Source organism: Streptomyces sp. NBC_00210, assembly GCF_045160975.1.
GTDB lineage: Bacteria > Actinomycetota > Actinomycetes > Streptomycetales > Streptomycetaceae > Streptomyces.
In genome coordinates this window covers 4,091,464-4,115,912 of the sequence record NZ_CP108120.1, presented here as the reverse complement: position 1 = coordinate 4,115,912, position 24,449 = coordinate 4,091,464, and the positions used below count along the sequence as shown (strand labels likewise).

The 24,449-nt window shown below is 67.2% G+C and carries 19 protein-coding genes and 1 pseudogene; 12 read left to right on the top strand and 8 right to left on the bottom strand.

The genetic code is table 11. From position 1 onward, the window contains the following. Positions 1-205: 205 nt before the first annotated feature. From dnaK to OG729_RS18600, 4 genes are all read left to right on the top strand, one after another. Positions 206-2,056: a molecular chaperone DnaK gene (gene dnaK / locus OG729_RS18615; RefSeq protein WP_360877248.1), complete on the top strand. Its 1,851-nt coding sequence runs from the start codon at positions 206-208 to the stop codon at positions 2,054-2,056. Further along, entirely contained in the window at positions 2,053-2,697 is a 645-nt protein-coding gene (gene grpE / locus OG729_RS18610; protein ID WP_360877244.1) for a nucleotide exchange factor GrpE, read from the top strand. Before dnaK ends, grpE begins: the two co-directional genes overlap by 4 nt. 190 nt (positions 2,698-2,887) lie before the next feature. Next, positions 2,888-4,069, top strand: coding sequence for a molecular chaperone DnaJ (gene dnaJ / locus OG729_RS18605; protein ID WP_360877241.1), 1,182 nt, complete (start codon positions 2,888-2,890; stop codon positions 4,067-4,069). A gap of 1 nt (position 4,070) precedes the next feature. Beyond that, complete coding sequence (locus OG729_RS18600; RefSeq protein ID WP_360877238.1) at positions 4,071-4,523, top strand: heat shock protein transcriptional repressor HspR; 453 nt, start codon at positions 4,071-4,073, stop codon at positions 4,521-4,523. A gap of 121 nt (positions 4,524-4,644) precedes the next feature. Here OG729_RS18600 and OG729_RS18595 read toward each other — a convergent pair whose 3' ends face one another. Further along, on the bottom strand, positions 4,645-5,463 hold the full coding sequence (locus OG729_RS18595; RefSeq protein WP_405807164.1) for a GAP family protein: 819 nt from the start codon (positions 5,461-5,463) through the stop codon (positions 4,645-4,647). A 234-nt stretch (positions 5,464-5,697) separates the two neighbouring features. Beyond that, positions 5,698-6,681, bottom strand: coding sequence for a helix-turn-helix transcriptional regulator (locus tag OG729_RS18590; RefSeq protein WP_360877232.1), 984 nt, complete (start codon positions 6,679-6,681; stop codon positions 5,698-5,700). A 386-nt stretch (positions 6,682-7,067) separates the two neighbouring features. On the opposite strand from OG729_RS18590, the gene OG729_RS18585 reads away from it, so the two are divergent. Then, a complete protein-coding gene (locus OG729_RS18585; RefSeq protein WP_327325022.1) occupies positions 7,068-7,385 on the top strand; it encodes a (2Fe-2S)-binding protein in 318 nt (105 codons plus the stop codon). A 175-nt stretch (positions 7,386-7,560) separates the two neighbouring features. Here OG729_RS18585 and OG729_RS18580 read toward each other — a convergent pair whose 3' ends face one another. Beyond that, entirely contained in the window at positions 7,561-7,965 is a 405-nt protein-coding gene (locus OG729_RS18580) for a pyridoxamine 5'-phosphate oxidase family protein (protein ID WP_405807162.1), read from the bottom strand. Between the two features lie 120 nt (positions 7,966-8,085). On the opposite strand from OG729_RS18580, the gene clpB reads away from it, so the two are divergent. Beyond that, positions 8,086-10,668 carry an ATP-dependent chaperone ClpB gene (gene clpB / locus OG729_RS18575; protein ID WP_405811184.1) on the top strand — a complete coding sequence of 861 codons (2,583 nt, stop codon included), beginning with the start codon at positions 8,086-8,088 and terminating at the stop codon, positions 10,666-10,668. Positions 10,669-10,957: 289 nt separating this feature from the next. Then, positions 10,958-11,503, top strand: coding sequence for a YbjN domain-containing protein (locus OG729_RS18570; protein ID WP_360877221.1), 546 nt, complete (start codon positions 10,958-10,960; stop codon positions 11,501-11,503). Between the two features lie 9 nt (positions 11,504-11,512). On the opposite strand, the gene OG729_RS18565 is transcribed toward OG729_RS18570, so the two are convergent. Further along, complete coding sequence (locus tag OG729_RS18565; RefSeq protein ID WP_405811182.1) at positions 11,513-12,700, bottom strand: mannosyltransferase family protein; 1,188 nt, start codon at positions 12,698-12,700, stop codon at positions 11,513-11,515. Between the two features lie 310 nt (positions 12,701-13,010). On the opposite strand from OG729_RS18565, the gene OG729_RS18560 reads away from it, so the two are divergent. Beyond that, positions 13,011-14,678, top strand: a complete 1,668-nt coding sequence (locus OG729_RS18560) for a hypothetical protein (protein WP_405807159.1) — start codon at positions 13,011-13,013, stop codon at positions 14,676-14,678. A 60-nt stretch (positions 14,679-14,738) separates the two neighbouring features. Here OG729_RS18560 and OG729_RS18555 read toward each other — a convergent pair. Next, a pseudogene (locus tag OG729_RS18555) lies at positions 14,739-15,170 on the bottom strand (aminotransferase class I/II-fold pyridoxal phosphate-dependent enzyme); the annotation flags it as partial. Positions 15,171-15,399: 229 nt separating this feature from the next. On the opposite strand from OG729_RS18555, the gene OG729_RS18550 reads away from it, so the two are divergent. After that, entirely contained in the window at positions 15,400-16,533 is a 1,134-nt protein-coding gene (locus tag OG729_RS18550; RefSeq protein WP_405807158.1) for an aminotransferase class I/II-fold pyridoxal phosphate-dependent enzyme, read from the top strand. A 286-nt stretch (positions 16,534-16,819) separates the two neighbouring features. Here the strand turns inward: OG729_RS18550 and OG729_RS18545 are convergent, their stop codons facing one another. Beyond that, on the bottom strand, positions 16,820-17,326 hold the full coding sequence (locus tag OG729_RS18545; RefSeq protein ID WP_405807156.1) for a hypothetical protein: 507 nt from the start codon (positions 17,324-17,326) through the stop codon (positions 16,820-16,822). A 366-nt stretch (positions 17,327-17,692) separates the two neighbouring features. Next, positions 17,693-18,295 (bottom strand): DUF4145 domain-containing protein, encoded by a 603-nt coding sequence (locus OG729_RS18540; protein WP_405807154.1) that lies wholly within the window; start codon positions 18,293-18,295, stop codon positions 17,693-17,695. A gap of 370 nt (positions 18,296-18,665) precedes the next feature. Between OG729_RS18540 and OG729_RS18535 the strand changes: the two genes are divergently transcribed. From OG729_RS18535 to OG729_RS18525, 3 genes are all read left to right on the top strand, one after another. Beyond that, positions 18,666-18,902: a hypothetical protein gene (locus OG729_RS18535; protein WP_405807152.1), complete on the top strand. Its 237-nt coding sequence runs from the start codon at positions 18,666-18,668 to the stop codon at positions 18,900-18,902. A gap of 473 nt (positions 18,903-19,375) precedes the next feature. Then, positions 19,376-19,912, top strand: a complete 537-nt coding sequence (locus tag OG729_RS18530; RefSeq protein WP_405807151.1) for a hypothetical protein — start codon at positions 19,376-19,378, stop codon at positions 19,910-19,912. A 517-nt stretch (positions 19,913-20,429) separates the two neighbouring features. Further along, on the top strand, positions 20,430-20,726 hold the full coding sequence (locus OG729_RS18525) for a replication initiator (RefSeq protein WP_405807150.1): 297 nt from the start codon (positions 20,430-20,432) through the stop codon (positions 20,724-20,726). Between the two features lie 443 nt (positions 20,727-21,169). On the opposite strand, the gene OG729_RS18520 is transcribed toward OG729_RS18525, so the two are convergent. Further along, positions 21,170-24,445 carry an FG-GAP-like repeat-containing protein gene (locus OG729_RS18520; protein WP_405807148.1) on the bottom strand — a complete coding sequence of 1,092 codons (3,276 nt, stop codon included), beginning with the start codon at positions 24,443-24,445 and terminating at the stop codon, positions 21,170-21,172. Positions 24,446-24,449: the final 4 nt, after the last annotated feature.

Below are 24,449 nucleotides of genomic sequence, written 5' to 3'. Positions count from 1 at the left end.
TCTCCCAGACGGACGCCGCCGCCGGCCGGTGCGCCACGCGCGCGTACACAGGTTCGGCCCTGGTCCGGGGCGGGTTCCGGGGTCGAGGTGCAGGTAAGCGATGGATAAAAGTTGAGTGGGGTCGACTCAGCTCCGTTGACGCCCAGGGCTCGGTCGTGCATCCTTGAGCCAGATCCACTCAAGTCAGTCAGCTGGAGGAATTGAAATGGCACGTGCGGTCGGCATCGACCTGGGCACGACTAACTCCGTCGTCAGCGTTCTGGAGGGCGGCGAGCCCACCGTCATCACCAACGCCGAGGGTGCCAGGACCACGCCGTCCGTCGTCGCCTTCGCGAAGAACGGTGAGGTGCTGGTCGGCGAGGTTGCGAAGCGTCAGGCGGTCACCAACGTCGACAGGACCATCCGGTCGGTCAAGCGCCACATGGGCACCGACTGGAAGATCGAGCTCGACGGGAAGACCTTCAACCCGCAGCAGATGAGCGCCTTCATCCTGCAGAAGCTGAAGCGCGACGCGGAGTCCTACCTCGGCGAGAAGGTCACCGACGCGGTGATCACCGTCCCGGCGTACTTCAACGACTCCGAGCGCCAGGCCACCAAGGAGGCCGGTGAGATCGCCGGTCTGAACGTCCTGCGCATCGTCAACGAGCCGACTGCGGCAGCCCTGGCCTACGGCCTCGACAAGGACGACCAGACGATCCTCGTCTTCGACCTCGGTGGCGGCACCTTCGACGTCTCGCTGCTGGAGATCGGCGACGGCGTCGTCGAGGTGAAGGCCACCAACGGTGACAACCACCTCGGTGGTGACGACTGGGACCAGCGCGTCGTCGACTACCTGGTGAAGCAGTTCGCCAACGGGCACGGCGTGGACCTGTCCAAGGACAAGATGGCTCTCCAGCGTCTTCGTGAGGCTGCGGAGAAGGCGAAGATCGAGCTGTCGTCCTCGACCGAGACCACGATCAACCTGCCGTACATCACGGCCTCCGCCGAGGGCCCGCTGCACCTGGACGAGAAGCTCACGCGCGCCCAGTTCCAGCAGCTCACCGCGGACCTCCTGGAGCGCTGCAAGACCCCGTTCCACAACGTCATCAAGGACGCCGGCATCCAGCTGTCCGAGATCGACCACGTGGTCCTGGTCGGCGGCTCCACCCGTATGCCCGCGGTCGCCGAGCTCGTCAAGGAGCTGACCGGCGGCAAGGACGCCAACAAGGGTGTGAACCCCGACGAGGTCGTCGCCATCGGCGCCGCCCTCCAGGCCGGTGTCCTCAAGGGTGAGGTCAAGGACGTCCTGCTCCTCGACGTGACCCCGCTGTCCCTCGGTATCGAGACCAAGGGCGGCATCATGACCAAGCTGATCGAGCGCAACACCACGATCCCGACCAAGCGGTCCGAGATCTTCACCACGGCCGAGGACAACCAGCCGTCCGTGCAGATCCAGGTCTACCAGGGCGAGCGCGAGATCGCGGCGTACAACAAGAAGCTCGGGATGTTCGAGCTGACCGGTCTGCCGCCGGCCCCCCGCGGGGTCCCGCAGATCGAGGTCGCCTTCGACATCGACGCCAACGGCATCATGCACGTGACCGCGAAGGACCTGGGCACGGGCAAGGAGCAGAAGATGACCGTCACCGGCGGCTCCTCGCTGCCGAAGGACGAGGTCGACCGGATGCGCCAGGAGGCCGAGCAGTACGCGGACGAGGACCACCGCCGCCGTGAGGCCGCGGAGTCCCGCAACCAGGGCGAGCAGCTCGTCTACCAGACCGAGAAGTTCCTCAAGGACAACGAGGACAAGGTTCCCGGCGAGGTGAAGACCGAGGTCGAGACCGCGGTCGCCGAGCTGAAGGAGAAGCTCAAGGGCGAGGACACCGCCGAGATCCGCACCGCCACCGAGAAGCTCGCGGCGGTCAGCCAGAAGCTCGGCCAGGCGATGTACGCCAACGCCACGCCCGACGGCGCCGAGGCCCCGGCCGGCGAGCAGGCCCAGTCCGCGGACAACGCCGAGGACGTCGTGGACGCCGAGATCGTGGACGACGAGAAGGACGCGAAGGGCGGTGCAGCGTGACGGAGGAGACCCCGGGCTTCGAGGAGAAGCCCGACGTCCCCTCCGGCGCCACCTCTGACGACGCCGCCGAGTCCGCCGAGTCCTCCAAGAAGGAGGGCCCGGCGGCCCCGGGAGGGGACGCAGCCAAGCTCGCCGGTCTGACGGCTCAGCTGGACCAGATCCGTACGGCGCTCAACGAGCGCACGGCGGACCTCCAGCGGCTCCAGGCCGAGTACCAGAACTACCGCCGTCGGGTGGAGCGCGACCGGATCACGGTCAAGGAGATCGCCACGGCGAATCTGCTGACCGAGCTCCTGCCCGTGCTCGACGACATCGGCCGCGCCCGTGACCACGGGGAGCTGGTGGGCGGGTTCAAGTCGGTGGCCGAGTCCCTGGAGACCGCGGCCGCCAAGATGGGCCTGCAGCAGTTCGGCAAGGAGGGCGAGCCCTTCGACCCGACGATCCACGAAGCCCTGATGCACTCGTACGCACCGGATGTCACCGAGACCACGTGCGTCGCGGTCCTGCAGCCGGGGTATCGCATCGGCGAGCGGACCATCCGCCCCGCGCGGGTCGCGGTGGCCGAGCCCCAGCCGGGCGCGGCCCCGAAGGACGAGACGGCGAACGACGAGGAGAGCGGTGGCCCGGAGGAGGGTGCGTGACCTGGTTCCGCGCGGATGAGGGAGCGGCGTCCGGCGCGTGCAGATGCAAGGCGGAAGAGGGAGCCGACGCGGAGCGTCGGCGACCGACGACAACGCAGCAGATGTGCGTGCCGGGAGTCGCGAGCCCGCGCGGAGCCGGGGCAGGCACCCTACGGGCTGACGCAAGGATTGTCCGAGAGGAGGGACGTCGATGAGCACGAAGGACTTCGTCGAGAAGGACTACTACAAGGTCCTCGGCGTCCCCAAGGACGCCACCGAGGCCGAGATCAAGAAGGCGTACCGGAAGCTCGCCCGCGAGTTCCACCCGGACGCCAACAAGGGCGACGCCAAGGCCGAAGAGCGGTTCAAGGAGATCTCCGAGGCGAACGACATCCTCGGTGACCCCAAGCGGCGCAAGGAGTACGACGAGGCCCGCGCCCTCTTCGGCAACGGCGGCTTCCGCGGAGGTCCCGGCGGCCCGGGCGGGAGCTTCAACTTCGACCTGGGCGACCTCTTCGGGGGCGGCCAGGGCGGTACGCAGGGTGGCGCAGGCGGTTTCGGCGGCGGAATCGGCGATGTGTTCGGCGGACTGTTCAACCGAGGCGCCGGCCCGGGTACGCGTACCCAGCCGCGTCGCGGCCAGGACATCGAGTCCGAGGTGACGCTCAGCTTCACCGAGGCGATCGAAGGCGCCACGGTCCCGCTGCGGATGTCCAGCTCCGCGGCGTGCAAGGCCTGTTCGGGCACCGGCGACAGAAACGGTACGCCTCGGGTGTGCCCGACCTGTCTCGGCACCGGCCAGGTCTCGCGCGGCGGCAGCGGCTCCTTCTCGCTCACCGACCCGTGCGTGGACTGCAAGGGCCGCGGTCTGATCGCGCAGGACCCCTGCGAGGTCTGCAAGGGCAGCGGGCGCGCCCGCTCGTCCAGGACCATGCAGGTCCGCATCCCCGCGGGTGTCTCCGACAGCCAGCGGATCCGGCTGCGCGGCAAGGGCGCCCCGGGCGAACGGGGCGGCCCGGCGGGCGACTTGTATGTCGTCGTGCATGTCGACGCCCACCCCGTCTTCGGCCGCAAGGGCGACAATCTCACCGTCACCGTGCCCGTCACCTACGCGGAGGCGGCGCTCGGCGGCGAGGTGAAGGTGCCGACCCTGGGCGGTCCGCCGGTCACGCTGAAACTGCCGGCCGGGACGCCGAACGGCCGTACGATGCGAGCCCGCGGCAAGGGCGCGGTCCGCAAGGACGGCACCCGCGGGGACCTGCTGGTCACCGTCGAGGTCGCCGTACCCACGGAGCTCAGTGAGCAGGCGAAGGAAGCGCTGGAGGCCTACCGCGAAGCCACCGCGGCCGAGGACCCGCGGGCCGAGCTGTTCCAGGCCGCGAAGGGAGCATGAGATGGATGGCCGAACCGGACGCAGCCGCAATCCCTACGAACTGACCGAAGAGTCACCGGTGTACGTCATCTCGGTGGCGGCCCAGCTCTCGGGCCTGCATCCGCAGACCCTTCGGCAGTACGACCGGCTGGGTCTGGTCTCCCCCGACCGCACCGCGGGACGGGGCCGGCGCTATTCCGCGCGCGACATCGAACTGCTGCGCACCGTCCAGCAGTTGTCGCAGGACGAGGGCATCAACCTGGCCGGCATCAAGCGCATCATCGAGCTGGAGAACCAGGTCGCGGCGCTGCAGCAGCGGGTGGCGGAGCTGTCCTCGGCAGTCGAGGGAGCGGCGGCCGCGATGCAGCAGCGCGAGGCCCAGGTGCACGCGTCCTACCGGCGCGATCTGGTGCCGTACCAGGATGTGCAGCAGGCGAGCGCGCTGGTGGTCTGGCGGCCCAAGCGGCCTGAATAGGACAGGGATTGTGCGGCTGAGGGGACCGGAGGTGTTCTGCTTCGGCCCCTGATGTCCGCGCCTTGCCCGTCCCTTGTCCGTCCCTTGCCTGTCCCTTGTGCCTGTCCCTTGCGGGGATCGGTCAGCCTTCGGAGAGGATGAGGGCGATGAAGACCCCGCAGGCGATGATGCTGATGAGCCAGCTGTGGGTGTTCATCCACTCACGCACCACGGGCATGGCGCGCTCTGCCCTCCTGCCGAACAGCAGGCGGGCCAGCAGCGGCAGTGCCGCGATGAGGACCGTCAGCCCGATGAAGGCCAGCGCCTCGCCCAGGTTGGCGTGGTGCTGCTGCAGATGAATCCCGACGGTCAGCAGGACCACGAGGTCCGACGGCATCAGCAGAATCAGCAGCACGCCGACGGTGAACGCCTTCCTCGGCCCGGCCGTCATCAAGGACTTCAGCCACTTGGGCGGCTCGGCCGTCTCGCGTCCCACCCAGTTCTTCGCCGCTGCGAACACCAGCAGGCCGATGAGTACGTACTGGATGATGTGGCCGGCCGAGCCCTTGTCGGACGGATGGCCCGTGTCGACGGCTTTGCCCAGGAGCGCGGCGACACCCCGCATGATGGCCACCCCGGCCGTGGTCGCGAGGGCGATACCCGCAAGGAACGCCAGTGACGCCCGGACCGCTCTCGGCGCGGTGACGAAGATGATCGCCGACATGATCTGTGGCCCCACCATCATGGTGAAGGCGAGCGGAAGAATCCTCAGGTCCATGCTCGACCGCCGGTGCCGGTGCCGGTGCCGGTGCCGGTGCCGGTGCCGGGCCGTACGCCGGGCCGAGCGCAGGGCCGTACGCCGCCGCAGTCGGCGCGGGATCCTCTCCTCGGCTCGCCGGCACTCCCGGCGCAGCACCTCACCGCCCGCCCCTGACGCCGAGAGCGTCGCCGGTTCGCCCACGCTGCTCCCGCGCCATCGCACTCCTCCTGCCCGTCGGTCGTCCGGTGCGTGCACACCGGACAGGACCTCGTCCCTCAAGGCTGCCCAAGGGGTGAGAGATGTGCCATTTGAGCAGGGAGTGAACGAATTTCGGGGCGTCGCGTCCTTCTGGGTGACATGGACCCGCGGCAGCAGCCGCTGCCCCGGCGTGTCGGCGGACGCCGGGGCGGTGGAATCAGGTCGTCTGCGCGGAGCTCAGGACTCGTGCTCCAGAACCCCCGACTGGGCGATCAGATAGCCCAGTTGGGTCCGGCTGCCACTGCCCAGCGACGAGCCCAGCTTGGCGATATGGGCCCGGCAGGTGCGCACATTCATCCCCAGCCGGCGGGCGATGGCCTCGTCCACATGGCCCTCGACCAGGAGCTTGGCGATGGAGCGCTGGATGCCGGTGATGCCGTCCAGGTCCGGGCCGTACGAGATCGGCTCCTCCCACGGGATGCCGTGCAGCCAGAACTGCTCGAAGACGCCGACGAGATACTCGACGATGCCCTTGTGCCGCAACTCCAGGGCGGACAAACGGTCACTGCTCGCCGGAATGAACGCCACTTTCCGGTCGATGATGATCAGCCGGTCGATGATCTCCTCCAGCGTGCGCACCTCCACGCCGGACGGGCCGACCTTCTCCATGTAGGCCAGCGTTGCCGGGTGGTGGCGGGCCGTGTGCTGATAGAGCGTGCGCATCCGGACGCCGCGGTCGATCAGCGGCTCCACGCGGCGCAGCGCCTTCTCCAGGATGTGCGGCTGCCGCCCGCTCCCGGGCTGCACCGTGAGAAGCTCCTCGGTGCAGTCTGCGGTGACCTGGTCGAGGGTTGTGTTGATGCGGTTGAGGCCCTCGAGGACGGTAATCCCTTGTGGGACGGTGGAGTTCTGAGCGGTGAAAGCCATGAATGGCTCAAGTGCATCGGTCAGAGCGACAGTTCGTCGTCGACGCTCTTGGATCTCCCGCTCGATGGGGTGTATCAGCTGTGTCAGCGCAGTGGTTGGCGGGACAGGCCGGAGCCACTGAGCGTCGTCGGGATCCGGAAGCAGCAGGGCGAGATCGAAGAGGCAGGGTGTGGATTCTGCCTCTGACCGGGCTATTCGCCCGGTGCGCAGTGCGGTGATGTAAAGAATTTTCCCCGCCTCGCACAGCTCACCGTCTGCGTGAGGGTGTCCCGTTTCGCCCTCATTAGATGGCATATGCACCCCCTCAGGCTCCTGCATTACAGGAACATGATGCCTGCCGTCGCTGGTGCAAGCGTTCGGAGTGAGACATCGTCTTATGCGCGGGGGAGGAGGAATGATCAAAAGAGGTGGAGATCACCCATGTCTAGGACGCTACGTGCTCTTTGTGCTCTTGCCATAGCGGCGGCCGCGCTAGGTGCGGTGGCCTCCGGTGAGCCCTCCTGGGGGAGCTCTCCCGCCAACTCGGTGACGGCGACCCCTGGTGAGCCTTCGTGGGGCCTCGTTTCCGCGGATGGTGTTGCGGGAACGCCCGGTGAGCCTTCATGGGGTGTCGCTCCGGCTGACGCCGCGGGCACGCCCGGTGAGCCCTCCTGGGGTGCCGCTCCGGCCCGCCCGAGCGCATGACCGTTCCACCGGACGACCGGGTCTTCCGGCGCGAGATGGCTACGGCTTATCGATCGGGGTGGCATTTCATCGACCTCGTCACGGCAATCCCCCACCGTGGCGACTCGTTGATGGTCACCCTCTTCGGAGAGCCGATCGTCGTGGCGCGCGAGGAGGACGAAGACGTCCGCGCGTATCGGTGCCTTCGCCGGCCCCGAGGAGCACCGCAGCCCGTCCGCTGTGCCATCCGGTACGGCATGATTTTTGTCAATCTTGACCAGCGGGACCACCAGTTGGTCGAGCCCGACACCACCGCCACCCCCCGCAGTGCCTGAGCGGTTCCCCCGTCGTTGTAAATCGCTCAGGTGCTTCCCCCACACAGCGGCGCCATCGTGGACCTGAAACACGATGGCGCCGCTGTGCTGCCCGGGTACACAAGCCGCTTACGGCCGACCCGGTGCGGCAGCCGAGTACGGCTGCCCTCGTACGGGAGCCGAGTACGGCCCCGCTCTACGCCCGGCCCATTGCGCGGGTCAGTGTGATCTCGATGAGCACCCGGTCCGGGTTGGGCGCCGGGGTGCGCCCGTAGCGCTCCGCGTAGCGCCCCACCGCGTCCGCGATGAGCTCCGGCTCCGTACGCACCCTCGCGCGCCCCTCCAGGGTCGCCCAGCGGCCCTTGTCCACCTGGCAGACCGCGACCGCCGCCCCGTCCGGGCCCGCGGCCAGGATGTTGGCGACCTTGTGGCTGTGCTTGTTGGTGATGACGCGAGCGAAACCGCCCTCCGGGTCGTATGTGACACCGACGGCCACCACGTGGGGTGTGCCGTCCGCGCGAGGAGTCGTGAGGGTGCACATGTGGTACTCGCGCCAGAAGGCGAGGTAGGACGCGTCCGGGTGTCGCGGGTCGATGGCCATGTTGTGGAACCTACCGGCGGCGGCTGTCCGTCACGAGCTTGAGTGAAATAGACTCAACTTTGTGTACGTTGGATGAGTCATAGCAGTGTGGGTACTGCGGACGAGGAGGAGGGACCGCACGTGGACGCCGAGCTGACCAACAAGAGCAGTGACGCCATCAACGCCGCCAGCACCCGGGCGGTGGCCGCAGGACATCCCGACCTGACCCCTGCGCATCTGCTGCTCGCGCTTCTCGAGGGCGCGGACAACGAGAACATCACCGATCTGCTGGCCGCCGTCGAGGCCGACCAGGCCGCCGTACGGTCCGGGGCCGAGCGGGTACTGGCCGCGCAGCCCAGCGTGACCGGGTCCACGGTCGCGCCGCCACAGCCCAACCGGGAGCTGCTCACCGTCATCGCGGACGCCACCCAGCGGGCCAAGGAGCTCGGCGACGACTACATCTCCACCGAGCACCTCCTCATCGGCATCGCCGCCAAGGGCGGCCGGGCCGGCGAGGTGCTGGCCCAGCAGGGGGCCACGGCGAAGAAGCTGCTGGACGCTTTCGAGACGGTAAGGGGAGGACGCCGGGTGACCACTGCCGACCCCGAGGGGCAGTACAAGGCGCTGGAGAAGTTCGGTACGGACTTCACCGCCGCGGCCCGTGAGGGCAGGCTCGACCCGGTCATCGGCCGGGACCAGGAGATCCGCCGGGTCGTCCAGGTGCTCTCCCGTCGTACGAAGAACAACCCCGTGCTCATCGGCGAGCCCGGCGTCGGCAAGACCGCCGTCGTCGAGGGCCTGGCCCAGCGCATCGTCAAGGGCGATGTGCCCGAGTCGCTGAAGAACAAGCGGCTCGTCGCGCTCGACCTGGGCGCGATGGTCGCAGGTGCGAAGTACCGCGGTGAATTCGAGGAGCGGCTGAAGACCGTCCTCTCCGAGATCAAGGCGAGCAACGGCCAGATCATCACCTTCATCGACGAGCTGCACACCGTCGTGGGCGCGGGCGCCGGCGGCGACTCCGCGATGGACGCGGGCAACATGCTCAAGCCGATGCTGGCGCGCGGCGAGCTGCGCATGGTCGGTGCGACGACGCTCGACGAGTACCGCGAGCGGATCGAGAAGGACGCGGCGCTCGAGCGCCGCTTCCAGCAGGTGCTGGTCTCCGAGCCGAGCGTCGAGGACACGATCGCGATCCTGCGCGGCCTCAAGGGACGGTACGAAGCCCATCACAAGGTCCAGATCGCCGACAACGCGCTGGTCGCCGCGGCGAGCCTGTCCGACCGGTACATCACATCGCGCTTCCTGCCCGACAAGGCGATCGACCTCGTGGACGAGGCCGCGTCCCGGCTGCGGATGGAGATCGACTCCTCGCCGGTCGAGATCGACGAACTGCAGCGCGCTGTCGACCGGCTGAAGATGGAGGAGCTCGCGCTCAAGAGCGAGTCCGACCCCGGCTCCAAGCAGCGGCTGGAGAAGCTGCGCCGCGACCTCGCCGACAAGGAGGAGGAGCTGCGGGGCCTGACCGCCCGCTGGGAGAAGGAGAAGGAAGGTCTCAACCGCGTCGGTGAGCTGAAGGAGAAGCTCGACGAGCTGCGCGGCCAGGCGGAGCGTGCGCAGCGGGACGGCGACTTCGACACCGCGTCCAAGCTGCTGTACGGCGAGATCCCCACGCTGGAACGGGAGTTGGAGGAGGCCTCCGAGGCCGAGCAGGAAGCGGCCAGGGACACGATGGTCAAGGAGGAGGTCGGCCCCGACGATATCGCGGACGTGGTCGCCTCCTGGACGGGGATTCCGGCCGGGCGGCTGCTCGAGGGCGAGACGCAGAAGCTGCTGCGGATGGAGTCCGAGCTCGGCAAGCGGCTGATCGGCCAGAGCGAGGCGGTCGGGGCGGTGTCCGACGCGGTGCGCCGCACACGTGCGGGCATCGCGGACCCGGACCGTCCGACGGGCTCGTTCCTCTTCCTCGGCCCGACCGGTGTCGGCAAGACCGAACTGGCCAAGGCGCTCGCGGACTTCCTCTTCGACGACGAGCGGGCGATGGTCCGCATCGACATGTCCGAGTACGGCGAGAAGCACTCGGTGGCCCGGCTGGTCGGTGCGCCTCCCGGGTACGTCGGCTACGAGGAGGGCGGCCAGCTGACCGAGGCGGTGCGCCGGCGTCCGTACTCCGTGGTCCTCCTGGACGAAGTCGAGAAGGCCCATCCCGAAGTCTTCGACATCCTGCTGCAGGTGCTGGACGACGGGCGGCTGACGGACGGCCAGGGCCGGACGGTGGACTTCCGCAACACCATCCTGGTGCTGACGTCGAACCTGGGCAGCCAGTATCTGGTCGAGCCGCTCACCTCGGAGGAGGAGAAGAAGCAGCAGGTCCTCGAAGTGGTGCGGGCCTCCTTCAAGCCGGAGTTCCTCAACCGACTGGACGACCTGGTGGTCTTCTCGGCGCTGTCGAAGGACGAGCTGGCGCATATCGCGAAGCTCCAGATCGACCGCCTGGCGAAGCGGCTGGCTGAGCGCCGCCTCACGCTGGACGTCACCCCCGCGGCGCTGGAATGGCTGGCGGACGAGGGCAACGACCCGGCGTACGGAGCACGCCCCCTGCGCCGCCTGGTGCAGACGGCGATCGGCGACCGCCTGGCGAAGGAAATCCTGGCGGGCGAGGTCACGGACGGCGACACGGTACGGGTGGACCGCTTCGGCGACGACTTGATCGTGGGCCGGGGGTAGGCCCCGGACCCGGGCGCGGCGGTCGGGGTGCGCCGGTGCCGCGGGGCGCGGGCGGTCACGGTACGGGCCCGCGGGGCGCGCCGGTGCCGCGGGGCGGGGGTTTCGGGGGGTTCGCCCGCAAAGCCCACCACCGGCAGGGCGGGGTGCGGGAACAAGCCCGCCCGCACCCCCTCCGTCCCCCCCAACGGCCGGATCATGTCAGCCCGCAGCGGATCGCCGCCGTCAGGGCTTGCCAGCCCCCGCCCGCAATGGGAGAGGATGGCAGGAACCGTACGAAGGGAAATCCACGGTGACCATCGATCCGTCCTCGATTCCGAATTTCGGGGGCCAGCCCCAGCCTCAGGCCGCAGGACCGGCGGGCCCCGTCGTTCCCGACCAGGACCTGGTCAAGCAGCTCCTCGACCAGATGGAGCTGAAGTACGTCGTCGACGACGAGGGCGACCTCGCGGCGCCGTGGGAGGAATTCCGCACGTACTTCATGTTCCGCGGCGAGGACGACCAGCAGGTCTTCTCGGTGCGGACGTTCTACGACCGGCCGCACGCCGTCGAGGACCGGCCCAGGCTCCTTGACGCGATCGACGACTGGAACCGCCGCACCCTGTGGCCGAAGGTCTACACGCACCTCCACGACGAGGAGGAGGACGGTCCCGCCACCATCCGCCTCATCGGCGAGGCGCAGATGCTGATCGGCACGGGCGTCAGCCTCGAGCACTTCGTGTCGTCGACCGTCAGCTGGGTCCGCGCCGCGATCGAGTTCGACAAGTGGCTCGCGGAGCAGCTCGGCCTGGAGACCGCGGACGAGAAGCCGGACGAGAAGCCCGCCGACGACGCCTGAGCACCACAGCTAGAGCGCGATCGGGGACAGCGTCAGCAGATACGTCCCGTAGCCGAACGAAAGCCCGGCCAGCGCGGCGGTCACCACGACCGCCGCCCTCGGCCGGGCTTTTGCCACCGCGCAGGCCAGCGGCAGCAGCAGCGGGAAGGCCGGCAGCAGAAAGCGCGGCTTGGACTCGAAGAAGCCGGAGCCGCCGAGCGTGATCAGCACCAGCACCGCCGTGTAGACGAGCAGCGCCGCCGGTGGCCGCTCCAGCGCGAACAGGGCGAACAGCAGCACCGCCGCAACGACGATCAGCAGCGCGATCATCAGCGGGAACAGCGAGGGCCGCAGTACCAGCGCCCGTACCACTTTCAGCGCCCCGATCCCGAAGTCGAACCGCGAGGTCCAGCCGCGCTGCACGGCGAAATAGCCGCCCAGCGGATCGCCCGTACGGAAGCCGACCTGGAGCACATAGCCGCACCAGCCGAGCGGGGCCAGCACCGCGCCGGTCCAGATCCGAAGGTTGGCGCGGGCGCTCTCGCGCCGCCGGTACGCCGTGAACAGCTCGCACGCCGCCACCGCCAGCACCGCTGCGGCCACCGCGATCCCATTGGGCCGCGACAGACCGGCGAGAAAGGCCAGCACGCCCGCCCACACCCAGCGCCGGGTCAGCAGCGCGTACAGCGACCAGGCGGCGAAGGCCGTGAGCACGGGCTCGGTGTACGCCATGGACAGCACGATCGAATGCGGCAGCAGGCCCCACAGCAGGACCAGCACGGTCGCGGTGCGCCGCCCGTGCAGCCGTTCCACGACCGCGTAGATGCCCCACGCGGCCGCGCCCGCCGCGGTCCACGAGATGACGAGCCCGGCCGTTCCGCTCGTCACCGGCAGCACCGTCGTGCCGACGCGCACCAGCGCCGGGTAGAGCGGGAAGAACGCCAGATCGCTCTGAACCGTGCCGTCGGGCCAGTGGAGCGTGCGGCCGTAGCCGTGCTCGGCGATCAGCATGTACCAGTCGGAGTCCCAGGCGCGGGCGATGATCGCCCGCGGGGAGCGCCCGATGTGCCACGACCAGCCCGCCATCACCAGCAGCCCGGTCAGCCGTGCCACCGCGAACAGCCCCAGCGCGGGGGCGGCCCGCAGCAGCGCGGCGCGCCAGCGGGGGACGGGCCGGGCACTGGCCGCCGCGGCACGGTCGACAGTCTCGGCGGTCAGGGGGCACCTCCGGGTGCGCACACAAGTCGGTCAATCCGACCATGAGCGGCCGACGGCCCGCACGCGAGCGGTGACGAGCCGACAGGGCCGGGTTCCTACCCGTTCGGCTGAAAGTCCGTGTGTTGCGTGTGACAGCAGGGGCCTCGGCCGCTGCGAGTCCGTTCGTGCGCTCTGACATCGGTCCAGGCACGCCTGCATGCGCTGGACGGGTGGAGCACGAGCGCCGGACAGCGTGTTAGCGGTCCTGGAACCGGTCGTGCCTCCACGATCCTCGCGGCTGCTCGACATTCTCCGCGAAGGGATTGGTGCAATGACCGCCAGATACCAGGCACATCTCAGACGACGCTGGCGCATCGGGCTGTTGGCCCTGGCCATGGTGCTGCCCGTTGCCTGGACCGGTTCCGCGGGGGCGCAGGCGACGCCGGGCAACGGGGATCACGTGGTGTACCAGGAGTCGGTGCCCACGTCGGCAACGCCGGTCCTGACGAAGGACTTCAGGGCAGCCCCTCCCGTGACGTCGCAACAGCATCACGCCATGCAGGACGCGCTGATCAAGAGGCGCGTGAAACTGGCTGCCCAGGTGCCGCAGACAGACGGCGAACGAGGGGTGCCGCCCGCCACAGCGCCCACATCCCAGGTGGAGAACGTTTCGCCCCGGGCGAAGGGGCCTACCGGTCCGAACGGTCTCGTCATTGCGCGGAACAACCGGAACCCCCTCGCGTCCACCGATGAATGCGGTGTGGCAGCTTCACTCGCCGAGCCGTCCGCTGCGAACGACGGGCCGAACGTCTACTACACGGGCAACTTCGACCACCAGGAATTCTCCACGGACCGTGGGGCTACGTTCTCCTGTGCGGACCCTTACCCGGCGGGGCCGGCGGAAGCGCCGTTCACCTGCTGTGACACCCAAGTCATCTATGACCACGCGCGGGATGTCACGTTCCACAGCATGTTGTACCTGGACGACCGCTTCGCCCCCACCAACGGCATCGTGCGCGTCTTCGTGAGGCGGAACATTCCCTCACCGGACAACTGCTACTACGACATCGATTTCGATCCGTCCGCGACCGACGTGCTTCCTGACTACCCGCATCTGGGCCTGAGCAAGAAGTTCTTGTACGTCAGCGCCAACCGAGTTTCGGGGCCAAACTTCGACTGGCTGGGCTCGGAGATGAGACGGCTCAATCTCGACCAGCTTGCCGCGTGCAAGGTTGCTTCGGGGAGAACCATCAACATCACCAACGCAGGCGACCAGCGGATTCTGGTCCCTGGCAGCGGCGCCCAGAATGTCATGTACTTCTCCTGGGTCAACACCCCCACCCAGTGGCGCGTGTTCAGCTGGCCCGACAACTCGACGGCCGTCGGTTCGACGCTGCACGATGTCGGTGCCATGACCTTCGGCGACGCGGACTGCCGGGGCGGGGTGAACAACACCGATTGGGCGGACGAGGTCGCGGCGAACATCGTGGGATTCAATGTGCAGACGGCCATCACCAGGAACTCGGTTAACGTCTGGGCGCCCACGGACTCCGATGCCGGATACCCGCAGGCCCACATCGTCGGCGCCCAGTTCCACCTGGGGAACCGCCCGAACGACCTGAGGCTCGTCCAGGAACCTGTCATCGCCTTCGCCGACCAGTGCGCGGGCCTGCCGGCCGTCGGCGTCAACGATTCCGGAGACCAGGGCCTGGCCATCGCCCTCGGCGGCAGGGCAGGAGGCGGCGGGCCCGCCGTCACCACAGCGGTGGGGATCAAGGACAAGTACAACAAGGGGCCCGGGGGCTTCGTCTTCCGGAAGGTTGCCGAGGCCACGTACAACCCCGACGACGCCCGCTTCGGTGACTACTTCACCGTCAGCAGGAACTCGCCGTGCGGCAGGTTCTTCGACGCCACGGGCTACGGCTTGCTCGGCGGCACCGATACGGCGAACGTCAACGCGCGGTACGTCGAGTTCGGGCGCGGCGAGGTCTGCCGCTAGATCCCTCCTCGCACACACGATGCGGCCCCCGCCTTCGGGCGGGGGCCGCACTCCGTCGAGTCAGTGGTTCCGCAGCTCGGAGAGCCGTTTGATGGCTTCTTCCAGCACGTCGATCCGCTTGCAGAAGGCGAACCGCACGAACGGCGCTCCCTGCTCGCGGTGGTCGTAGAAGACCGCGTTCGGGATCGCCACCACCCCGCACCGCTCCGGCAGCGCGCGGCAGAAAGCGAAGCCGTCGTCCTCGCCCAGGGAGCGGATGTCGGTGGTGACGAAGTACGTACCGGCCGGGCGGTAGACCTCGAAACCGGCGTCTGCGAGACCCGCGCTCAGCAGATCGCGCTTGGCGCGCAGATCGTCGCGAAGACCGTCGAAGTACGCCTGCGGCAGCCGCAGCGCTTCCGCGACCGCGTACTGGAAAGGCCCCGCCGACACATAGGTCAGGAACTGCTTCGCCGAGCGGACCGCCGTCACCAGCTCGGGGGACGCCGTCACCCGGGTCAATCCCTGCTGATACACATCAAAGATCCCTGGTCAGGGGCTCCGGTGAAGGCTTGAACATGCTCACCAATAGGCCAGTGCTCCCCGTGGTGCCTATCGTGAGGGCCGAATCTCCTGGTTGGTGGACTCGGGAAAGCGGGATCGCATGAACACGGCGGGGACGGCTGACGCACGCGGCGTAGGGGGCTCGGCAGGCTGGAGCCCTGCGGCTCGGGTGCACGGCATGGGCACCTCGATCTTCACGGAGATGACGGAGCTGGCACGGAGCACCGGGGCCGTGAACCTCGGGCAAGGGGTGCCGGAGCTGGCCAGTCCACCCGTGCTGCTCAAGGATGTGGCGGATGCCGTGCTCGCCGGCAGCAACCAGTACCCCCCGGCTCATGGGTTCCCGGCCCTGCGCGAGGCTGTCGCCGCTCATCAGCTGCGACGGTACGGCCTCGACTACCAGCCTCAGGGCGAGGTGCTGGTCACCACGGGCGCGACGGAAGCGCTCGCTGCGGCCCTCCTGGCGCTGTGCGACCCCGGGGACGAGGTCATTGCCTTCGACCCCTGCTACGACGCGTACGCGGCGGATACCCGGCTTGCCGGGGCCCGTTTGGTCGCCGTCCCCCTGGTCCTCGACGGCGACGGTTTCGCCCTCGACGCTGACGCTCTGCGCGAGGCTGTTTCCCCCCGTACCCGGGTGCTGATCCTGAACACGCCGCACAACCCCACGGGCATGGTCTTCAAGGCCGAAGAGTTGGAAGCCATTGCTGATGTGTGCCGTGAGCACTCGCTGACGGTCATCACGGATGAGGTCTACGAACACCTCGTCTACAACGATGGCGCGCGCCATCTCCCCTTCGCTGCCCTGCCGGAGATGCGGGAGCGGACGGTGGTCATCTCCTCGGCGGGCAAGACGTTCAACACCACGGGCTGGAAGGTTGGTTGGGTCTGCGGGCCCGCACCGCTCGTTGCCGCGGTGGGCGCGGCTAAGCAGTTCCTGACGTACGCCTCGGGAACGCCGTATCAGGAGGCGCTGGCGCGGGCACTTGGCTCGGTGGAGGAGTGGGCGGCGGGTCTGCGGGACACTCTGCGTTTGAACCGGGACCTGCTGAGCGGCGGCCTGGCGGAAGCTGGGCTGCGGCCCTTCCGCGCGGATGCCGGCTACTTCGTGCAGGCGGATGTGCGGCCGTGGGGCTACTCGGACGGAGTGCAGTTCTGCCGGGACTTGCCGGAGCGCGCGGGCGTGGTGGCCATTCCCACATCGGCGTTCTACCTCAGCGCGAACGCTTCAGCCTGGCTGGTCCGCTTCTCGTTCTGCAAGCACGAGGACTCAATCCGCAAGGCCGTCGACCAAATGATCAACGCGCGCTGATTGCAACCCGTCCGGCAGTGGTTGAGTGCGCTGGCACGTCCCCATCCAGTGCGATTGGATCGGCGGGGACGGATGCGGAGAACACCGTTGAGAGCTGACAACACCACCAACCGAGCACGGACGACGCAAGCCTGCCCGAGTAGCCGGAAAGCGTACGGCCCCCTGATCATGCACGACCCCAAACCGGGCAGGACACCGGCCAAAGCCCTCCGCCGACCTCTGCGCCTGGACTGGCCCTCTCTATCGCTGGCCGCTGTTGTAGAACCACCGTTGCTAGCAGCGGGGACTACGAGTCGTTGTTGAGGCGTTTCAAGATCTCGTCGCGGCGCTCGAAGATCTGGCCGAGCAGGTTGAAGAGCTCGAGAGACAAGCGGTTGAATTTAGTCGACAGCGTCCGGAGATCGGTCGCCGTCAGGGCTTCGGTTTGGGGTGCCCGCCTGTACCTGCGGCTCCTCATCGTTATCAGCGCCTGCTCCACCCCTCCATTCTGCCCCCAGGCACCGTGTACGTATTGATTGCGAGCCTGAAATGCCACTTTGCACTCGCTGATCACGGTGCCGAGCTGCTCACACTGCGACCTGCGTAACCAAGGGTGGCCGTCAGCGAGGTGCTTGCAAAGCTCCAGCATCCGAGATACGTCTTCGCCAGCCATGATCAGGTCGCCTTGGGGGCTCTGAGTCAGAGTGCTGGTAACCAACCGCAGCATCATCTCGACGTGCCCAGCCTCGCGAATCATCAGTCCCAGGTCGTACAGGATTTGCTCTTCCCCGGGGGCAAGCTCTGGTTCGGCCATTCCGCGATGGTCTCAGCTATCAGGCCAGAGTGGGCAAGCTTCTCGGAGTACATCAGCGCCGTACCGCAACCCCAGCAACCGGCCCACTCCGCTACCGCCCCTCCGGGCTTCGTAGCGGCCGGTATGACCGTCGCTGCCCGATCCGGCTATAGCTACGCATCAGATGTTCCGCGTGCGACAACCACGCCAGTTCGGACGGGGAGTCACGGGGAACTGCGGTAGCTGGCAGGAGCAGCAACCAACATCCGCCGAAGTCATCATGCCGCAGGTCACAGCCCAACCCGCCCCACATCGCTTGTAAAGCGGTGGTCAGCCGCCTGGGCGCCGCCTATAGCAATCTTGGAAGCTCCCCCAGTGACGCCAAGCTCACGGACCTGGCGCGTACTTGTTGGCAAGGTGTTCCATCAGGTACACCATACGCAATAGCTGTTCGGTGAATATCAGCGTTCCCAGGGCTCGTTCCTTATCCGTGGCAGGAATTTCGTGAACAGCAATGTTCCCGTTCTTGCGAATTACTTCCACCCACGGTTTCATTGGCGGCGTTACGTATCCCTGATCGCCTAGATATGTGAGATAGAAGGCAAAAGACTTGCCCGCTTCAGCACCCTTGTCCACGGCGACGTGCATCAAGATCTTGCGACACATCACCTCGGCTGCCGTGTAGGCAGCCACTGAGGCGCATGCCCTGGCCTCCTGATAGGCCTGGCTGACGTCGCCAGGCAGACCGTCCACGTCGCCGCCCACCTTCGGGCCCGGGTACTGGATCTCACCGGAAAAGACGGTACCGCCGTTGCATGACGGGCACGTCGTCCAAGAGGTCATTTGCCCGGGGTGCATGGCAATCACGGCAGCGACAACATCGCGGGAGCAGTGCCCGCAGTTCATGCTGCGGTATGAGTTCGCATCGCTGACTCCCTTGCTGGTGTTCTGCGGGCCGTTGAAATGAACAATGTCGCCGTGTCCAGCCATGTCGGCAGGTTAGGCGATCCATCAGGCGGGATCCCTGAGAATCCACATACTCGGACCGTTTGTTGCGTGCAGGTCAAGTCGCTCGGGCTGAGCAGTGCCGCCGAGACGACCGGGCCGTCTGCGTCAGAAGGCCGGACTCCCAAGGGGCGACTCGATGCCGGTTGGGCCGCCTCATGCTCGTCTCGTCATCCGTGCCCGATACGGCGGTAAACCACGGTCAACAGCGGGCAACGACGAGAGGTTGAGAGCGTTCCGACTGAGGTGTTCGCCCAGGTCAAGTACTTGATAGCTACTAAATGACCGTTGGTGCCCAAGCTCAGAGCACACCGCAGGCCTTGACGCCCTTGGTCCGTCTTGATCGGCTGTTCCTATGTCCATGGACCCGAGCGAGTACGACAAGGCGGTGCCGATTGTGGCGGCCCATCTGGCGAAGGTCGAGCGGGCAGTCAGCCGGACCCGTACCTCTCACGCCGGGCAGCCGCATGTGACAGTCCGGCAGGCTCTCGTCGAAGCGCTGCGGGATGAAGATGCCCAACCTGTCGTACCCCAGGTCGTAGACGAGTTCGCCCGTCGGATCTCTGAGGACCCAGACATGCTTCCTTTCTGACATCCACACCTGACATCAACGACGGTGGACAGCAGCAGCCCGAGCGGCCTACGGCGACCTCGCGTCTCGCGATTCCGAGTGCCCCGGGACCACGCTGATCGAACTCCTAAAGCGGTGCTCACCGCTCGTGCCCGATCCGTGCCCGACAGGTCCATAAACCACCGTCAACAGCGGGTGTCAGGAAGAGTCCTAGGGTTAGTCCTGGCACCCGTGCACGGTCGTCAGGCCGCAGCCGAGGCCCCAAAGCGCGGTGATTCCCAAGCTGAGGTCACGGCCGCGCCCACGGCTTCATCGTGTGATCGAGGGGCGTCTATCAGTTCATGGACCGGCGTTGGGCGGTGGCCCTTGGGGCTGTCGGAGGTGTGCCACCCCGAGGACCTTGCCCCCAGCTCGGCATGACGAAAGCGCCCCCGCCCAGGAAGGAGAGCGCGACGCGGCGATGTAATCTGCACCTGCGCGCCCTTGGGGGGATCATGCATATTCGTACCGCCGTAGCCGGACTCGCGTTCGCCGGAGCGCTGTTGGTCGGCTGTAGCTCCACCGGCTCCAGCGACACCTCATCGAGCACATCTCCGAAGAGCACGAGCTCCGTGGACGCAGCCTCGGCCGAGAAGCCAGACGCATTGACCGCACAGCAGGCCGTGGCAGCGCTGGGGAAGTCGATCCCGGAGTTGAAGCTCGTCCGGGTCTATACCGAGGCCAACGACCCGAACCACCTGCTGGGGCGACCGGGTGGCTACACCAGCAAGGCCGCCTTCTCCGACAGCCGTGTCTCCTCCGCGGACGCCGAGGGTCTGGACAAGGACGCAATTGAGCGCGGCGGCAGCGTCGAAGTGTTCAAGGCCGAGGATGAGGCGAAGTCTCGGGCGAAGTACATCGAGACGATCGCCAAGTCCATGCCCAGCGCGACCGAGTACCACTACATCGTCGGCGGCATCCTCATCCGTGTGTCAAACCTGCTGACACCCACTCAGGCAAAGGACTACGAGGCGGGCGCCAAGAGCCTCTGACTTGCGAGCTACGAAGGACTCAAAGTGTGCTGTCCGATTTCCCCGCCATCGATCGCAATTGGCGGCTCTCTCGACAGATGAGTCTCAGTGACGGAGTTCTTTCATAGAGCACCCCGGTCTAATGCCTGACGGTTGATGTAATTCTTGCGGCAGTAGATCCCAGCGAGATCCACGGTTGACAGTGCTCTATTAATTAACGTGTGAAAGAAGTGCCGTGGCCGTGGTTGCGATCGTCGGTATAGGGAACGGCAACGTCAGCACCGGCACGGGAAGTGGCCAGGCACCCAGGCCGCAGAAGACAGGTACGTACCCGATCACGTTCGCGGACAACGGCCGGGCGGTGAAGCCTCGCCCGCAGAGGTCGGTGACATACCCGATCCGTTTCCCCAAGGTGGAGCGGAAGTCCGTGCCACGGCGGTCCGTGTCGTACCCGATCCGGTTCGAAACCACGCCAGATGATCCGTACCGCCTGGGACCTCGGTCACCCGCCGGAATTCGCCGAACTCAAGCTCTGGAAGTGGGCCCACTGCTCGGCTTCCGCGGACACTTCTCCACCAAATCCCGCCACTACTCCACCACCCTCGGCGCACTGCGCGACGTGCGCCGCACATGGCGGAGTGAACAAGCCCGCGCCCGTACCGGCCTCGTCGCCCCCGACGCGGACGCCACCCTCGTCACCGAATCGTCCTGGGCCTACCTCGCCTCCGGCTACTGGCCAGGCGAGGAACTCCTGGCCAACCAAACCCGCCACGACATGGCCCATGCCCGCGACCGGGGCGAACGTGTCAAGAAAGAAGGGGAGCTCTGGCTGTGACAACCGCCGCGCCAGAGAGAGCAGCGACAGCTTCCGTCTCTGACACCTCGCTCCGCCGTACTCACACCCGGGAGGCTGACGAGAAGTGGATGGCGGCCGTGCGCCGGGAGGCTGCCAAGTTTCCGACGCAGATTGGGCCGAGGAGCGCGGCACGTCTGGCGCAGCTCCTCTGCCCGTGAGCGAGGTTGAACTCAGTCCGGCGGATCCTGCGCCTTGGGCATCACCGGACCCCTTGCCGCACGTCACGGTGACTGACGACGGCGGATCGGACGGGATGTCAGAGGATTCCGGTGTCGTCCACGACCGTAGAGGAGCCGGATATCTGGACGACGAGCGTGCCGCGCTCCGACGTCCAATACGGTCAGGACGGATCACGCCGGTTGACCACTGAAAGCGATGGGCCCGGTACCTCGGGGGAGGTACCGGGCCCGGTGAGTTATACGTCAGCCGAGGGCGCGCAGGGTGTCCCAGGACCTTTCACCCACGAGGTAACGAGAGCCGTGGGTGGCTCGCTGGCCCGGGTAGAAGTACAGCGCTCCGTCGCTTCCGACAGCCCAGAAGTCGGGGATGGTGTCCCCGTTCGCGTCGGGGGTGCCGAGCAGGGTGGGGTAGCTGGCCCTGGCCCAGCCACGGGTTCCGTAGACCACGTCGTGACCCGTCGCCGAGGCGGCCTCCGTCGCGAACGACGCCAGGTCGACGCCGCCGCCGGACGCGCTCTTGCCCTGCCGGAGAAGCAGTCCGCGGTCGGGGTCCGCGGTGCGGAAGAGGAGGTCTGCCACGTTGTCCCCAGTGATGTCCCGGACGTTGACGAGGTCGTACGTGGTCCACTGCGTTCCTGTGGCCAGTAGGCGGGCGTCGGCGAAACGGCCGCCTGTGTAGCCGGTGAAGGCCCACAGCTGCTGGCCGGCCAGGGCAAGGGCGTCGGGCCGGCCGTCGCCGGTGATGTCCCCGGTGGCCACGAGCTGGGTGAGCGTCGATGGTGCGGGGGCGCCTGTCGGGAGCAGCACGTCGAGTCGGTGACTGACGTCGAAGCTGCCGTAGCCGTCGCCGGGATAGAGGTAGAGCTTGCCGTCGGGCATCCGGGCGAGGAGATCAGTGATGCCGTCGCCGGGTAGCCAGTCGGTGGAGTGACTGATCAGGGCGGACTTCCCTGTGGCGGGGTCCGTCCAGTAGCCGTCCTCGAGAGCGACGCCGTTGTTGTGTGCGCCGGGTGTGCTGATGTGCGGGTCGCCTCGGTTGTCTGCCGAGTAGGAGAGCAGGTTGCCGGTGCTGCTGGTGGCGAGGAGGTCTGGGAAGCCGTCTCCGGTGATGTCTCCGGGAAGGTCGAGGCCGGCCTTCGGTGTGACGTTGAAGGAGTAGGTGGTGCCGGCGGAAGCGTTCCCGGCTGAGTCAACGGCGCGTACATAGAGCGTGTTCGGGCCCGCGTGGGTGGGTGACACGTTGACGGTGGCGATGCCGCCGGCGCCGGGCGTCACCGGATTGCTGAAGCTGACGGAGTTCACTCCGTACTCGTACTTCTTGATGTCTGTCGAACTGCCGCTGGGCTTGAAGGTGACCGCGCCCGGGCTGCCGAACTTCAGCGTGCTCCATATGTTCCCGTCGTCGCCGGGGTCCGGGAAGTCCGTGGACTCGACGGTGGGACTGTTGGGCGCGTTCTGGTCGACGGAGAACTGGCACAGGCTGTTCGTTCCGGCAGGGCCCAAGGCGGATACAGCGTCTTCGGTGTCGATGGACCAAGCGGTCCATGTGTAGGTCTTGCCGTGGGTGAAGCTTGTCCAGGGGACGGAAACGTTGATGGTGCCACTGCTGTTGGGGGTGTAGTCGCCGTTGCGCACGGGATGTGCCGCGTCGTCGTTCGGCCAGATCTTGAGGTGGACGTGCTCCAGGTTGAGGTCTTTGTCGGAACCTGTTGCGGTGAAGGTCAGGTCGGTCTTGCCGACGGAGGGAATGACCTCACCAGTGGCACACACGCTGCCTGGGATGAGCTTCATCGATGACAGCAGTGGCTCGTTGGGCGGATGGTTATAGATCACGTCGATGTAGGGGGAGCTCTCGCCATTGGCCAGGAACTTCTTCCAGGCGTTGGTGTCCGACTCGTTGGCGGCGCGCAGCCCCATGGTGAGCTTGCCCCATTGGTTCTTCGCCGCCAGTTGTGCCTCGGGCTTGATGTCGAGCTTGACCCATCGGTCCGGGCATGTACCGGCCCGGTACCCGTAGCCGTTCGTGGCGCTGTTGATGACGTGGTCCCAGCCGGGCTGGTTGTTCCAGGTGTTGGTGCCGGAGATGGAGTTGGTGATCCACAGGTCGTACTGGCGTGAGGAGCAGCCCCAGGAGTAGGTCTGGTTTACATAGAACCAGGCTTCCTTGACGGTTGATCCGTGAGCCTTGGCGTCGAAGTCGAAGGTGAAAACGGAGCGCGACAGTCCACCGCTATCGGCTTCATAGCCGACGCGTGCTTCGTTGGTGCCGTCGTTGAAGTTCTGGCCGTTGTAGAAACTAGAGCTGGGGTACTTGGAGTAGAGGAGGGTCCAGTTGCGCTTGTGGCCCTTGAAGGACGGGTCGATGAAGACTGGGTAGACGGTGTCGGCGTCGTTCAGCAGGCGCTTGTCGACCTTCAGGCTGAGGGTGTTGTCCGTGGCGAGTGTCGCCTCCAGGACGCGGTCGTGGGTGCCGGGCTGGGGACCGGCCAGTCCGGGAAGGGTCAGGGTGGGGTGCTCGGTGGACGGTGACGGTATAGGTGCCGATGCAGATGCTGTAGCTGCGGGCTCCTCGCCGATGGTGGCCTTGACCTCGCCCGCGGAGTCCCAGAGATAAGGAGTCGGCGCGGTGGCGAACTCCTCGCCGTCTGCGTCCACCGCGCTGACCACGTGCGAGTCCGCGTTCATGCGGAATTTCAGGTCTGGTGAGGACAGGCGGTAGTTGAGGTCGTCGAGCAGGGGGTCTGCCGCAGCCTGCAGGTTGTGGACGATCAGCAGATGGGAGTAGCCGCTGTCGCGGGCGGTGAGGAGCAGATCGATACCGGGACGGATGTTCTCGTACAGGGCACGGGAGCCGTTGACGACAGGCGCGGGAAGCGGACCGGGCCAGCTCACGACGACGTCATGTCCGTCGGTGTGCAGGCTCACGAGCTGGCTCCAGCTCTCGTCGGCTTCCGAGCCATTGGCGATCGTCCCCACGACGAGCGTGGTGCGTGGCGTGTCGCGTGAGGCGCGCTTCGCCGCGGTACCTGTGCCGGCGCTGAACAAAAGGGGGTCGTTGACCGCCTTGGGGGCGTAGCCGCCCTTCACTCGCTGGAGGGTTGTGTCGATCTTCTTCCAGTCGTTGCCGACCTTGGCGCGGATCGTGTCGCTGTAGGTACGCGTGCGCAGTAGTCCGTCAGGTTGCGCCCACGTGGTGGTGTTGGCGGTGCGCTTGGCCGTGATCTCGACGTCCTTGCCGGACTTCTTCGCCTGCCGCGCAGCTTCGGCAACATCCACGGGCCCGCTCGCGGGGGCGTGGCGCTGGACGCGTGGAGAGTGCCGGGGACCCGCGGCGAGGTGAACCGCCAACGGAGTGGCGATGGCGATGGTCAGCAGCACACTCAGTGCGGCGACCGCACGTCGCTTGCGCCGTCGCCTCAATTCCCCTTCACGCAGCGGGGTTTCAGTGGCTTCAGCGATCTCAGCGCTCTCATTCGGCCCTACGGATTCCGTGGTTTCCGCGGCTTTGGAGGCGTCCATGGTT